Source organism: Arthrobacter sp. FX8, assembly GCF_026723805.1.
Lineage (GTDB): Bacteria > Actinomycetota > Actinomycetes > Actinomycetales > Micrococcaceae > Arthrobacter.
Window position 1 is genome coordinate 821,616 of sequence record NZ_CP113505.1, and the last position, 13,925, is coordinate 835,540.

Consider the following 13,925-nt stretch of genomic DNA (forward strand, 5'->3'; position numbering starts at 1 on the left):
CCGGATAAACAGGCCCCTGGTCGGGACCCTCGGAAGCGATTCGGATCATGGCCGCGAATGGATGGGTAAAAAGATCAGTACCCTTTCCACTTTCCCGATCTGTGCCCCGCTGCCCGGGGCGCCGGCCGTCCGGCTAGGCTGCCGGCCGCAGTTTGATGTTGGTCATCAGCAGCCGGTCCGTGCCTTCGAAGCGGTAGGCGAGGTCCACCTTCTTGCCGCTGCAGCTGATCTGGCCCACTACCTCGGCCGACTTCATCCCGTTGTCGGTGGCCACCTTGAGCTCGTTGTAGGCGGGCTGGCAGGAACTGTCCATCTCCAGGCTCTTCACCCCTGAGATGAAGGCCTCCTTGGAAAGCTGCTTCTGCAGGGCCGGGTCAAGGTATTCGTCATAGGCGCGGGAGGTGTCGCCGGCGATGACTTTCCTGGTGAAGCCGTCCGCCAGGCCCCTGGCCTGGTTGGTGGCGCTTCCCACGACGTTCACCAGGATGACGACGCCGAGGATCACCAGGAGCAGCACCCCGCCGATGCTGCCAAGGATGATCCACAGCCTCCGCCGGCTCCGCTGCCGGGGCGGTTCCCCCGGGAGGCCGAACGGGGCGGGCTGCTCCGGCAGTGCTGGAAACTGCTGTGGCGTGTAGCCCGCCCGGCCCTGCCGGTACGGATCCTGGGGACTGCTCAAAAGGGAGGCCTCTCGTCTGACAGGCGCTGTGGCGCCGGCGAACTGGCCCGGGCCTCTCCCGGCCCGGCATATGACGGAAACCAGCCTATAACCCTGCCCGCCGCCGTCGTGCGTGCAGCGCCGCGCGGAAGGTCCGGTGCCTGCGCTAGGCGCCCTCCGAGCCGCGGTCCAGCAGGGGCTGCACCCGGAAGGGGATCAACTCACCCATCGCCAGGGCGGTGTCAGCCCGCTCCACGCCATCACAAGCAAGGATCTTGCCGTTGATACGGAAGAGATCCTCTGCGTCCCTGGCCACCACGCGCAGCAGCAGGTCCGCTGATCCTGTCAGCCCGTAACCTTCCAGCACCTCGGGGATGGCGGCAATGTCCTCCGCCAGCTGCCCGAGCCTCTGCTGTTGCACGTGGACGGAGATGAAAGCCATGAGCGGATACCCCAGGGCCACGGGATTGATGCGCCGTTCAAAGGACAGGAAGACGTGCTTCTTCTCCAGCTGGGCCATGCGCGCCTGGACGGTATTGCGGGACAGGCCCAGCTTCTGCGCGAGGGCCACCACGGTGCGGCGGGGATCCTGCGCGAGTGCCGACAACAGGCGGGTGTCAGTGCCATCCAAAGCTCGCATAATGCGCAACGCTAGCACGGTGCCAGCTCTCCAGACAGGGCATCCTGCTCAAAAGGCGCCGCAGTGGTTGTACCCGTTGGGCATTGTGAGTAGGGTCACAGTATCTGGGGCAATGACGCCCGGAAGGCCGGTGGCGGCAGGGCCAAAAGTCCGCAAACCACGGGTCAACGACGTACGAAGGTTGCGGCAATCGTGTCTACAGACGAAACGGGCCCTGGCGGCGCAAAAACCCCCGAAAGCGCGAAAACCCCCGGCGAAGCCGGACCGGATCTCCTCCAGCTGATCACCCCGTCAGGTGAGCGCATCAGCCACCCGGAGTTTGATTTCTGGGTCCGGGACATTGCCGACGATCAGTTGTGCTCCCTCTTCGAGGACATGACCGTCATCCGCCGGATCGATGTGGAGGCCACGGCCCTGCAGCGGCAGGGTGAACTGGCCCTGTGGCCCCCGCTCCTGGGCCAGGAGGCAGCCCAGATAGGGTCCGGAAGGGCGTTGCGGGCGGACGACTTCGTGTTCTCCAGCTACCGCGAGAACGGAGTGGCGTACTGCCGCGGTGTTGACCTGACCGACCTCCTCCGGGTGTGGCGGGGGAACGCCTCCGGCGGCTGGGACCCGTACAGCATCAACATGGCAACGCCGCAGATCATCATCGGCGCCCAGACCCTGCACGCCACGGGCTACGCCATGGGGATCCAGAATGACGGCGCCGACGCCGTGGCCGTCACCTACTTCGGGGACGGTGCCACCAGTGAGGGCGACCTGAACGAGGCCATGGTGTTCGCCGCCAGCTTCCAGGCCCCGGTGGTGTTTTTCTGCACCAACAACCATTGGGCCATCTCCGAGCCCGTACGGCTGCAGTCCCACATCCAGCTCGCGGACCGGGCCACGGGTTTCGGCATCCCAAGCCTGCGGGTGGACGGAAACGATGTCCTGGCGGTCATGGCTGCCACCCGGCTGGCACTGGACCGGGCCCGTCGCGGCGGCGGCCCCACCTTCATCGAGGCCGTCAGCTACCGCATGGGCCCGCACACCACCGCCGACGATCCCACCCGTTACCGGGACGCCAATGAACTGGAGGACTGGGCCGCCAAGGACCCCATCTCCCGGCTGGCCGGCCTCCTGGACCGGAAGGGAATCCTGACCGCGGAGCTGCAGCAGCAGGTCAAGGACAAAGCCGATGCCGTTGCATCGGAGATGCGCCGAGGATGCACCACCATGCCGGACCCCCAGCCCATGGACATCTTCAAGCACGTCTACAGCACGCCCAATTCCTGGCTGGAACGCCAGCAGGAGCATTACGCCCGTTACCTGGCGTCCTTCGGTGACCCCGACGGAGCCGTTTCCAAGGAAGGTGCACGCTGATGACCCAGTTGACCTTTGCCCGTGCCATCAATGCAGGGCTGCGCAAGTCGCTGGAAAACGACTCCAAGGTGGTCCTCCTCGGCGAGGACATCGGCGCCCTGGGCGGCGTCTTCCGGGTGACGGACGGCCTGCAAAAAGACTTCGGCAAGCACCGGGTGGTGGACACCCCGCTCGCGGAGTCCGCCATCGTGGGCACCGCCGTAGGCCTGGCCTACCGCGGCTACCGGCCCGTGGTGGAGATCCAGTTCGACGGCTTCATCTACCCGGCGTTCGACCAAATCGTCAGCCAGGTGGCAAAACTCCACTACCGCACCCGCGGGGCGGTCAGGATGCCCATCACCATCAGGGTGCCGTTCGGCGGCGGCATCGGCTCGCCGGAACACCACTCCGAATCCCCGGAAGCCTACTTCACCCACACCTCAGGGCTTCGGGTGGTGACCGTGGCCAACCCGCAGGACGCATACACCGTGATCCAGCAGGCCATCGCCTGCGACGACCCCGTGCTGTACTTCGAACCCAAGCGCCGCTACCACGACAAAGGCGAAGTTGACGAGTCCGTGGACCCGAGTTCCGCCCTGCCCATGGACAAGGCACGCGTGCTGACCGACGGCAGCGACGTCACGTTGGTGGCCTACGGGCCCCTGGTCAAGACAGCCCTGGATGCCGCCTCCGCCGCGGCGGACGAAGGCATCTCCATTGAAGTCATCGACCTGCGCTCGCTGGCGCCCGTGGACTATGAGCCCGTGGTGGCGTCCGTGCGGAAGACCGGGCGCCTGGTGGTGACGCACGAGGCCGCACAATCCGGCGGGCTGGGCGCGGAAGTGGCGGCCAGCATTACGGAGCGCTGCTTCTACCATCTGGAGGCCGCTCCGGTGAGGGTGACCGGGTTCGACATTCCCTACCCGTACTCCAAGCTGGAAATGCACCACCTGCCGGGCCTGGACCGCATCCTCGATGGCGTGGACCGCGCCCTGGGCCGCCCCAATTCCCTGAGCGGGCTGGAAGGATGAGCGCCACCATGATCAAGGAATTCCGGCTCCCCGACCTGGGTGAAGGACTCACGGAGTCCGAAATCCTCAGCTGGAAAGTGGCCGTTGGCGACACCGTCAGCCTGAACCAGGTCATCGCCGAAGTGGAAACCGCCAAGGCCGTGGTGGAGCTCCCGTCGCCGTTTGCCGGCGTCATCAAGGAACTCCACGAACAGCCGGGTTCCGTGGTGGAGGTGGGCAAGCCGATCGTCTCCTTCGAGGTGGCGGACGACGCCGGTGCGTCACCTGCGCAGGCGCCCGGCGCCTTTTCGCCGGGGATGGGGGAGGCAGCACCCCCGGAAGCTCCAAGCGCAGGGGAGACGCCGAAACGGGAACCCAACCTGGTAGGGTACGGCGCCGTCGTCGAAGGTTCCGGCCGGCCAACGCGGCGGCCGCGGAACTTCGCCCCGGTGGAGGCTTCCGGGAACCTGGCGCCGGTGGTTGAGCCCGCCCGGCCTGCCGATGTCCAGGTTGCCGATGTCCAGGTTGCCGATATCCAGGTTGGCCATGTCCAGCCTGCCGAGCGACCCCGGTCCACGCCTCCCGTCCGCAAACTGGCCAAAGACCTGGGAGTTGACCTCGCGCAGGTGCACGGCACAGGTCCCGGCGGGCTGATCACGCGGGAGGACGTCCAGGACTTTGCAGGGCACGAGGGCGAGCCTGCTGCGCCGCCGGCCGGACCCGTGCCGGTAGCCGGTGGAACCCGGCCGGGGGAGCGGGAGACCCGGACTCCCATCAAGGGCGTGCGCAAGTTCACCGCGGCGGCGATGGTGCAGAGCGCCTTCACCGCTCCGCACGCCACCGAATTCCTCACCGTGGATGTCACGCCCAGCCTTGAGTTGCTGGCGAAACTCAAGAACAGCAGGGAGTTCTCCGGAATCAGGCTCACCCCGTTGACGCTCGCTGCCAAGGCCGTCCTGGTGGCCGTGCGGCGGAACCCGGCGCTGAATTCCCGCTGGGACCAGGACAACCAGGAGATCGTCACCTTCAACTACGTGAACCTGGGCATTGCCGCCGCCACACCCCGCGGACTGATGGTCCCCAACATCAAGGACGCCGACGCCATGGCGCTCCCGCAGCTTGCCCAGGCGCTGACAGCGCTCGCGGAAACCGCCAGGGCTGGCAAGACCCAGCCCGCTGACCTGTCCGGCGGTACCATCTCCATTACCAACATCGGCGTATTTGGCATCGACGCGGGTACCCCCATCCTCAACCCGGGGGAGGCGGCGATCCTGGGCCTGGGTGCGGTGCGGACCATGCCGTGGGAGTACAAGGGCGCGGTGGCACTGCGGCAGGTGCTCACGCTGAGCCTGTCCTTTGACCACCGCCTGGTGGACGGCGAACAGGGGTCCCGGTTCCTGGCCGACGTCGGAGCGATCCTTGCCGAGCCGGGAATGGTCCTCACGATGGTGTGATCGGGGGACTAGGCGCCCCGTTCGGCTGTAGGTGCGCTGTCCACCATCAGGGCTGCCAGTGCCATCCGTTCAAGCAGGGGGCGGGCAACCCCGGGCGCCAATCCGGTGCCGTGGCGCCGGACGGAGTGCGGCGTGGAGTTGATCAGGCCGAATGTCGCGTGGGCCCGCATGCGCAGTTCAGCCGCACCGATGCCGGGGTGCACCTTGCCCAGGATGTCCACCCAGACCTCCACGTAGCTGCGCTGCAGGGTACGCACCGCCGACTGGTCCTGCTCCGACAAGTTGCTGAAGTCACGGTCCTGCACCCGGATTACGTCCGGTTTTCCGAGCGCGAAATCCACCTGGAATTCCACCAGTTGCCGCAGGGCAGCCAGGGGATTGGGCGTGCTCTGCGCCACCCGCCGCCCGCCGTCCAGCAATTCCTGGCTCACGGTGACCAGGAGGTCGGCCAGGACGGCCTGCTTGCCGGGAAAGTGGCGGTAGACCGCAGGGCCGCTGACGCCTGCCGCCGCGCCGAGGTCCTCCAGCGAAACGCGGTTGAAGCCATTCAGCGCGAACAACGAGGCCGCGGCGGACAGCAAAGCCTGCCGCCGGTTCTCCTTGGCCTTGCCGCGCTGGGTTGTGGGAACGGGCTGGGTGGCAGGGGCCGGCTGCACTGTATTGCTGCGCACTTTTCCTCCTTGGACCCCGCAGATTCTAGCAAGGCAGCAGTGTGTTGGACATCACAGTTAATCGAGACTAACCTGAATTTCAGTTATTAGTCACTAACCGAGTTGGCTTGGGCCGGCTTGGCCCACCCTTAGGACGGACCGTCGATGGAGACCCTGGCCACCCGGCTTGATCCCGCAAGCGAGTCCTTCCGCGCCAACCGGGAAGCGCAGTTGTCGCTCGCCGGCGAACTGCGGAAGAGGCTGGCGGATGCAGCGTTGGGCGGGCCCCGGAAGTCGCGCGAGCGGCACGTGGCCCGCGGCAAGCTCCTGCCGCGGGACCGCATCGACCAGTTGCTGGACGAGGGCAGCCCGTTCCTGGAGATCGCACCGCTGGCCGCCAACGGCATGTACGGCGATGACGCACCCGGTGCCGGAGTCATCGCCGGCATCGGCCTGGTGCACGGCCGGCAGGTCCTGGTCATCTCCAACGACGCCACCGTCAAGGGCGGCACGTACTACCCCATGACAGTGAAGAAGCACCTCCGCGCCCAGGAGGTCGCGCTGGAGAACGGCCTGCCCTGCATCTACCTGGTGGATTCGGGCGGGGCCTTCCTGCCCAAGCAGGACGAGGTCTTCCCGGACAGGGACCACTTTGGCCGGATCTTCTACAACCAGGCGCGTCTCTCAGCCGCCAAAATTCCACAGATCGCTGCCGTGATGGGGTCCTGCACGGCCGGCGGCGCCTATGTCCCCGCCATGAGCGACGAAACCGTCATCGTCCGGAACCAGGGCACCATCTTCCTGGGCGGACCGCCGCTGGTGAAGGCGGCCATCGGGGAAATCGTGACGGCCGAGGAACTCGGTGGGGGCGAGGTGCACTCCCGGGTCTCGGGTGTGACGGACCACCTGGCCGAAAATGACGAGCACGCCCTGCAGATCGTCAGGGACATCGTCTCCACCCTGCCGCCTCCCGCCGCGCCCGCCTGGCAGGTGGAGGCCGCCGTCGAACCCGCCGTGGACCCGGACGGGCTGTATGGTGCGGTGCCCACGGACGTCAATGCGCCCTATGACGTCCACGAGGTGATTGCCCGGCTGGTGGACGGCAGCAGGTTCCATGAGTTCAAGAAGGACTACGGCACCACCCTGGTCACAGGTTTCGCCCGGATCCACGGGCACCCGGTGGGAATCGTGGCCAACAACGGCGTCCTGTTCAGCGAGTCGTCGCTCAAGGGCGCGCACTTCATTGAACTGTGCGACCAGCGCGGTATCCCCCTGCTGTTCCTGCAGAACATCTCCGGCTTCATGGTGGGCAGGGACGCCGAGCAGGGCGGCATCGCCAAGAACGGCGCCAAGATGGTGACGGCCGTTGCCACCGCGCGGGTCCCCAAGCTGACCGTGGTGATCGGCGGCTCCTTTGGTGCCGGCAACTACTCCATGTGCGGCCGTGCCTACTCGCCGAGGTTCCTGTGGATGTGGCCTGCTGCCCGGATCTCGGTGATGGGCGGCAACCAGGCCGCCAGCGTGCTGGCCACCGTTAAGCGGGACCAGTATGAAGCGGCGGGGGAGGACTGGCCGGCCGATGACGAGGAAGCGTTCAAAGCGCCCATCCGGCAGCAGTACGAGGACCAGGGCAGCCCCTACTACTCCACTGCACGGTTGTGGGACGACGCCGTCATCGATCCCGCCGATACCCGAACCGTCCTGGGCCTGGCGCTCGACGTCGTCTCCCGCACCCCCTGCCGGAGACCTCCTTCGGCCTCTTCCGGATGTGAGCCAGCAATGACCATGCAAACCAACACAGCTACAACCGGGGAAGTCCCCACCGCAACGGCCGACGGCAAGCCCTCTTCGGCACCGTGCTGGTGGCCAACCGCGGCGAAATCGCCTGCCGCGTCATTCGGACGCTGCGGCAGCTGGGCATCCGTTCGGTCGCCGTCTACAGCGATGCCGACGCCGGCGCCCGGCACGTGCGCGAAGCCGATGCCTCCGCGCGGATCGGCCCCGCCGTTGCAACCGAAAGCTACCTGAACGCGGACGCCATCGTGGACGCGTGCCGGCAGTCCGGGGCGGAAGCGGTACACCCCGGCTACGGCTTCCTGAGCGAGAACGTGGACTTCGCCAGGGCCCTGGAAAAGGCCGGCATCACGTTCATTGGCCCGGGCGTTGAAGCGCTGAACGTCATGGGTGACAAGATCCGCGCCAAGAACCACGTGGCGGGGTACGGCGTGCCCGTCGTCCCCGGCATTGCCAAGCCCGGCATGACGGACAGCGAACTGATGGAGGCTGCTGCCGCCGTCGGCTTTCCGCTCCTCATCAAGCCGTCCGCGGGCGGCGGCGGCAAGGGGATGCACGCCGTCGAAAACCAGGCGGACCTGCCCGCCGCCCTTGCCACGGCCCGGCGCGTCGCCGCCGCCGCATTCGGCGACGACACCCTGTTCCTGGAGCGCCTGGTGACCACCCCGAGGCACATCGAGGTGCAGGTGCTGGCGGACAGCCACGGCAACGTCATCCACCTCGGCGAGCGCGAATGCTCCCTCCAGCGGCGGCACCAGAAAGTCATCGAGGAAGCCCCGTCGCCCCTGCTCGAGGGCCTGCCCAACGGCCCCGAAGTGCGCGACCGGATTGGCGAGGCCGCCTGCAACGCGGCCCGCAGCGTGAACTACGTGGGCGCCGGGACCGTGGAGTTCCTGGTCTCCGATGACGCGCCGGACGAGTTCTTCTTCATGGAAATGAACACCAGGCTGCAGGTGGAACACCCCGTCACCGAAATGGTCACGGGCATCGACTTGGTGGAATGGCAGGTGCGGATCGCAGCGGGCGGGGAGCTGACCGTCCGCCAGGCGGACGTGGAGCTTTCCGGCCACGCCGTGGAGGCAAGGGTCTACGCTGAGGTGCCCGAAAAGAACTTCCTCCCGTCCACCGGGACCGTGCTGATGCTCGACGAACTGCCCGCCGGCACCCAGGGGCGGGTACGGGTGGACTCCTCGCTGGTGGAAGGCCTGGAACTGTCGGCGCACTACGACCCCATGGTGTCCAAGGTGATCGCCTGGGCCGGGGACCGTGCCGCCGCCCTGGCCGCCCTGGATGGTGCCCTGGCCGGCTACACGGCACTGGGCATCGAGACCAACGTCGAGTACCTGCGGCTCCTGGTCAACGACTCCGACGTCAAGGCAGGGCACCTGGACACCGGGCTGATCGAACGGAAGCTGCCCGGACTGGAATTCCGGCGCATCGGGAACCCCGAACTGGTGGCCGCCGCGCTGTTCGTCCTGTCGCTGGAAGCACAGAACACCCCCGGCCCCGGCCCCGGGCGCGGGCCGTGGCAGGGCAGGAACGGCTGGCGGCTCGGCGCAGCGGCACCACGCCGGATCAGCCTGGGAACGCCCGACGGCGGCGTGGCCACCGTGCAGGTCGGCGGCAGTCCCAATGGGGGAGCCGGAGCCGTGGTCGCCGTCAACGGCGGTCCGCAGCATCCGGCCGCCCTGCAGTGGTCCAGCCGGCAAGGCCTCGAACTTGACCTCGATGGCCAGCGCCACGGCTACCGGCTGGCTGCGGACTCCACAGGGGCTGCCGTCCAACCGTGGGATAACGCGGTGCCCGACGGCCCCACACAGCTCTACCTCGGCAACGACGGCTGGTCCTGCCGCCTGGACGTACTGACCCGGGAGGCGCGGCTGGAACGCGTGCTGGCCGCCATCCAGCGGCAGGAAGGGGCGGCCGACCCGGAGGTGCGCTCGCCGATGCCCGGGACCGTCGTGGCCGTCCCGGTGGCCGACGGGGACGCCGTCCAGGCCGGGGAAGTCCTGGTTTCCGTGGAGGCCATGAAGATGGAGCACCACCTGGTGGCCCCGCTGGCCGGGACGGTCCACCTGGCCACCCGTACCGGTGACCTGGTGAAGGCCGACCAGGTGCTGGCCACCATCCATCCCGCTGCCACCGGCGTAAAAACAGACAGCACAGAAACAGCAACAGACGCAGCTGCAATCCAAGGCGAAGGAGCCTGACCATGACCGGTTTTGAACTGACCGAGGAATACCGGGACCTCAGCGACACCGTGCGCGATTTCGCGGACAACGTGGTGGCCCCGGTCTCCGCCAAGCACGACGAAGAGCACAGCTTCCCGTACGAAGTGGTGAAGCAGATGGCCGAGATGGGCCTTTTCGGGCTGCCGTTCCCCGAGGAATACGGCGGCATGGGCGGGGACTACTTCGCACTGGCCCTCGCCCTGGAACAGCTCGGCCGGGTGGACCAGTCCGTCGCCATCACGCTGGAGGCCGGGGTGTCCCTCGGGGCCATGCCCGTCTACCGCTTCGGCACGGACGCGCAGAAACAGCAGTGGCTGCCCATGCTGGCGTCCGGCCAGGCGCTCGCAGGCTTTGGACTTACCGAGCCCGAGGCCGGTTCGGACGCGGGCGGGACCAAGACCCACGCCCGGCGCGAAGACGGCAACTGGGTCATCAACGGCACCAAGGAATTCATCACCAACTCCGGAACGGACATCACCCGGCTGGTCACCGTCACTGCCGTAACCGGGCAGCAGGAACGCGGGGACGGGACCGTCAAAAAAGACATCTCCACCATCCTGGTGCCCACCGAGACTCCCGGCTTCAAGGCGGAAAAGCCGTACAACAAGGTGGGCTGGAACGCATCGGACACGCACCCCCTGACGCTGAAGGATGTCCGCGTCCCGGAAGCGAACCTGCTGGGCGTGGAAGGCCGCGGCTACGCCAACTTCCTGTCCATCCTGGACGAGGGCCGGATCGCCATTGCGGCGCTGGCCACCGGCGCAGCCCAGGGTTGTGTGGACCTCTCGGTCAAATACGCGAGGGAACGCAGCGCCTTCGGGCAGAACATCGGCAAGTACCAGGCCATTTCGTTCAAGATCGCCCGCATGGAAGCCCGGGCCCACACCGCCCGCCTGGCGTACTACGACGCGGCCTTCCGGATGCTTGCCGGCAAGCCGTTCAAGACCCAGGCGGCCATCGCTAAGATGGTCGCAGGCGAGGCGGCCATGGACAACGCGCGGGATGCCACCCAGGTATTCGGCGGCTATGGCTTCATCAACGAGTTCACCGTGGCGCGCCACTACCGCGATTCCAAGATCCTTGAAGTCGGGGAGGGCACCACGGAGGTCCAGTTGATGCTGATCGCCCGCGAACTGGGTCTGTAGGACCTGGGACCGTAGCCGGCCTGAGAGGATCACTGATGATTGACAAGGTTGTTGCCAGCGCCGACGCGGCGGTTGCGGATATCCCGGACGGCGCCTCGCTGGCGGTGGGCGGGTTCGGCCTTTGCGGAATTCCGGTTGCCCTGATCGACGCCCTGCACCGGGCGGGCACCTCCGGTCTGGAGACCGTCAGCAACAACTGTGGGGTGGACGACTGGGGCCTGGGCATCCTGCTCCGGGACGGGCGTATCCGCCGCACCATCAGCTCCTATGTGGGCGAGAACAAGGAATTTGCGCGCCAATACCTGGCCGGTGAGCTCGAGGTGGTGCTCACACCCCAGGGCACGCTTGCTGAAAAGCTGCGGGCCGGTGGTGCGGGCATTCCGGCCTTCTACACCAAGGCGGGGGTGGGCACGCAGGTGTCCGACGGCGGCCTGCCGCAGAAGTACGACGCCAACGGCGGCATCGCGGTTGCCTCCGCGCCCAAGGAAGTGCGGTCATTCGGCGGCGTGGACTACGTCCTGGAAGAGTCCCTCACGCCGGACTTCGGGCTGGTGCACGCCTGGAAGGGCGACCGCCACGGCAACCTGGTGTTCCATGCCACCGCCATGAACTTCAACCCCCTGTGCGCCATGGCCGGCCGGATCACCATCGCCGAGGTGGAGGAACTCGTGGAGCCCGGCGAACTGGACCCCGAACACATCCACACTCCTGGCATCTTCGTCCAGCGCGTGGTCCTGGCCCGGGACGGGGAGAAGCGGATCGAAAAGCGGACCGTTGCCCTGACGGCGCCGGGCCCAGGAGGAAGAACACCAGGCAGCCACCAGCAGGCAGGAGCATGACCATGGATCCGAACAGCCCTGAAGCGCCGCGCCCCGAAGCCGTCCGCGCGGAATACCGGCGGGCCGGTTCCCAGCAGCATGCCGGGCCCGGCGACTCCACGTCCCCCGCCAAAACGAAGGGCTGGACGCGCAACGAACTCGCCGCGCGGGTGGCCAGGGAGCTTCGCAACGGCCAGTACGTGAACCTGGGCATCGGGATGCCCACCCTGATCCCCAACTACATCCCCGCCGGGGTGGAGGTGGTGCTGCACTCGGAGAACGGCATCCTCGGCGTCGGCCCCTACCCTGCGGACGACGCGGTGGATCCGGACCTGATCAACGCCGGCAAGGAAACCGTGACGGTCAACAGGGGAGCGGCGTTCTTCGACTCCGCGACATCCTTTGGCATGATCCGCGGCGGCCACGTGGACCTCGCCGTCCTCGGCGCCATGGAAGTGGCGGAGAACGGCGACCTCGCCAACTGGATGATCCCCGGCAAGATGGTCAAGGGCATGGGCGGTGCCATGGACCTGGTGTTCGGGGCCAAGAGGGTGATCGTGATGATGGAGCATGTGGACCGGAACGGGAATCCGAAGATCGTCAAACAATGCACCCTGCCCCTCACCGGCAAGGGCTGTGTGGACCGGATCATCACGGACCTCGCCGTCATTGACATCGTGAAGGACGGCGGCCCCTCACGCCTGGTGCTGCGCGAACTGGCCCCCAACGTATCGCTCGAGGACGTGGTGGCCGCCACCGGCGCCGACCTGTTCGAGGAAGACCAGGAACTGACCGTATGACGGATGGCAACGGTCCGGTTTCCAGGCAAAAGGACGACCGCGGCCGGCGGGTCGTCGAGCAGCGCGGGCTGTACTTCGACGAGCTGGAGGAGGGCGTGCTGTACGCCCACCGGCCCGGACGCACCGTGACCGAAGCCGACAACGTCCTCTTCACCACGCTGACCATGAACACCCAGGCCCTGCACCTGGACGCTGCCTGGAGCGCCGGGCAGCCCTTCGGCCAGCGGCTCATGAACTCGATGTTCACCCTGGCCACCATGGTGGGCCAGTCCGTCACCCAGCTCACCCAGGGAACCATCATCGCCCAGCTGGGCCTGACCGACGTCTCCTTCCCGCACCCGCTCTACCACGGAGACACGCTCTACACGGAGACAGCCGTCACCGGAAAGCGGCTTTCCTCCTCACGGCCCGGCCAGGGCATCGTGACCATGGAGCACACCGGGCGCAACCAGAACGGAACAGTCGTGGCCCGGGCCACCCGCAGCTGCCTCATGTGGACGCGCGACGCCCACGCCAAGACGCAGGACGCCGGACAGGGGACAATGCCGGTATGACTTTCGTAATGGGCCCCGCACTGCTTTTCTGCCCCGCCGACAGGCCGGAGCGCTACCAGAAAGCCGCCGCCCGGGCAGACGCCGTGATCCTGGACCTTGAAGACGCGGTGGCGCCGGCTGACAAGCAGCGCGCCCGAGGCGCCATCCTGGCCCAGCTGGGAACCACCGGTGTGGAACCTGAGCTCGAACCCAGCTGCACCATTGTCAGGGTGAATCCCGTGGGGACTGAGGACTTCGAAAAGGACCTGCACTGCCTGGCCCACACCCCCTACCGCACGGTGATGCTGGCCAAGGCCGAATCCGCCGAACAGCTCAAAGCGCTGGAGGGCTACCAGGTGATTGCCCTGTGCGAAACGGCGCTTGGCGTGCTCAATGCGCCTGCCATCGCCGCCGCCCCTAACGTGGTGGGCCTGATGTGGGGCGCCGAGGACCTGCTGGCCACCCTGGGTGGAACGTCCAGCCGGAAGGACGACGGCGCCTACCGGGCGGTTGCGCTGCACGCCCGCTCCGCCGTCCTGCTGGCAGCCCGCGCCTACGGCAAGGAAGCGGTGGATGCGGTCTACACCAACATCCCCGACCTTGACGGACTGGCAGCCGAGGCTGCCGACGCCGTGGCCTCGGGCTTCAGTTCGAAGGCCTGCATCCACCCCAGCCAGGCCGCCGTGGTCCGCAAGGCCTACGCACCTTCGGAAGACGAGGTGGCCGCCGCGGTTGCCCTCCTGGATGCCGCAGCATCAGCCGGATCGGGAGTGTTCCAGTACCAGGGGAAAATGATCGACGGGCCAATCCTCAAGCACGCCCAGGAGATCGTGCGCCGCGCCGCTGTGTAG

Annotated in this window: 12 protein-coding genes and 1 pseudogene; 10 read left to right on the plus strand and 3 right to left on the minus strand. The window is 67.2% G+C overall.

Annotated features, from left to right (window positions below; genetic code table 11):
• Nucleotides 1–133: 133 nt before the first annotated feature.
• Together OUO20_RS03750 and OUO20_RS03755 are read right to left on the minus strand one after the other, a co-directional pair.
• Nucleotides 134–679 (minus strand): hypothetical protein, encoded by a 546-nt coding sequence (locus tag OUO20_RS03750; RefSeq protein ID WP_224084400.1) that lies wholly within the window; start codon nt 677–679, stop codon nt 134–136.
• A gap of 145 nt (nt 680–824) precedes the next feature.
• The gene (locus OUO20_RS03755) at nt 825–1,298 is read right to left on the minus strand and encodes an Lrp/AsnC family transcriptional regulator (RefSeq protein WP_142073819.1); all 474 of its coding nucleotides are present in this window, start codon (nt 1,296–1,298) and stop codon (nt 825–827) included.
• Between the two features lie 192 nt (nt 1,299–1,490).
• Here OUO20_RS03755 and pdhA point away from each other — a divergent pair, with 192 nt between their 5' ends.
• Genes pdhA through OUO20_RS03770 form a run of 3 tightly spaced genes read left to right on the plus strand, consistent with a single transcriptional unit; the run spans nt 1,491 to nt 5,103 of the window.
• On the plus strand, nt 1,491–2,660 hold the full coding sequence (pdhA, locus tag OUO20_RS03760) for a pyruvate dehydrogenase (acetyl-transferring) E1 component subunit alpha (RefSeq protein WP_268002867.1): 1,170 nt from the start codon (nt 1,491–1,493) through the stop codon (nt 2,658–2,660).
• A complete protein-coding gene (locus OUO20_RS03765) occupies nt 2,660–3,670 on the plus strand; it encodes an alpha-ketoacid dehydrogenase subunit beta (RefSeq protein WP_018771669.1) in 1,011 nt (336 codons plus the stop codon). Before pdhA ends, OUO20_RS03765 begins: the two co-directional genes overlap by 1 nt.
• On the plus strand, nt 3,667–5,103 hold the full coding sequence (locus OUO20_RS03770; protein WP_268002868.1) for a dihydrolipoamide acetyltransferase family protein: 1,437 nt from the start codon (nt 3,667–3,669) through the stop codon (nt 5,101–5,103). The genes OUO20_RS03765 and OUO20_RS03770 overlap by 4 nt, the downstream gene beginning before the upstream one ends.
• Nucleotides 5,104–5,111: 8 nt before the next feature.
• Here OUO20_RS03770 and OUO20_RS03775 read toward each other — a convergent pair whose 3' ends face one another.
• Nucleotides 5,112–5,774 carry an SACE_7040 family transcriptional regulator gene (locus tag OUO20_RS03775; RefSeq protein WP_268002869.1) on the minus strand — a complete coding sequence of 221 codons (663 nt, stop codon included), beginning with the start codon at nt 5,772–5,774 and terminating at the stop codon, nt 5,112–5,114.
• Between the two features lie 144 nt (nt 5,775–5,918).
• Here OUO20_RS03775 and OUO20_RS03780 point away from each other — a divergent pair.
• From OUO20_RS03780 to OUO20_RS03810, 7 genes and pseudogenes are all read left to right on the plus strand, one after another.
• A pseudogene (locus OUO20_RS03780) lies at nt 5,919–7,525 on the plus strand (carboxyl transferase domain-containing protein).
• An 84-nt stretch (nt 7,526–7,609) separates the two neighbouring features.
• Nucleotides 7,610–9,757 (plus strand): acetyl/propionyl/methylcrotonyl-CoA carboxylase subunit alpha, encoded by a 2,148-nt coding sequence (locus OUO20_RS03785; RefSeq protein ID WP_268002870.1) that lies wholly within the window; start codon nt 7,610–7,612, stop codon nt 9,755–9,757.
• Nucleotides 9,758–9,759: 2 nt separating this feature from the next.
• A complete protein-coding gene (locus OUO20_RS03790) occupies nt 9,760–10,923 on the plus strand; it encodes an acyl-CoA dehydrogenase family protein (RefSeq protein ID WP_134164475.1) in 1,164 nt (387 codons plus the stop codon).
• Between the two features lie 35 nt (nt 10,924–10,958).
• Nucleotides 10,959–11,762, plus strand: a complete 804-nt coding sequence (locus OUO20_RS03795) for a CoA transferase subunit A (RefSeq protein ID WP_018771674.1) — start codon at nt 10,959–10,961, stop codon at nt 11,760–11,762.
• A complete protein-coding gene (locus tag OUO20_RS03800; RefSeq protein WP_056389931.1) occupies nt 11,759–12,541 on the plus strand; it encodes a CoA transferase subunit B in 783 nt (260 codons plus the stop codon). The genes OUO20_RS03795 and OUO20_RS03800 overlap by 4 nt, the downstream gene beginning before the upstream one ends.
• Nucleotides 12,538–13,095, plus strand: coding sequence for a MaoC family dehydratase (locus OUO20_RS03805; RefSeq protein ID WP_056389925.1), 558 nt, complete (start codon nt 12,538–12,540; stop codon nt 13,093–13,095). The genes OUO20_RS03800 and OUO20_RS03805 overlap by 4 nt, the downstream gene beginning before the upstream one ends.
• The gene (locus OUO20_RS03810) at nt 13,092–13,925 is read left to right on the plus strand and encodes an HpcH/HpaI aldolase/citrate lyase family protein (RefSeq protein ID WP_018771677.1); all 834 of its coding nucleotides are present in this window, start codon (nt 13,092–13,094) and stop codon (nt 13,923–13,925) included. Before OUO20_RS03805 ends, OUO20_RS03810 begins: the two co-directional genes overlap by 4 nt.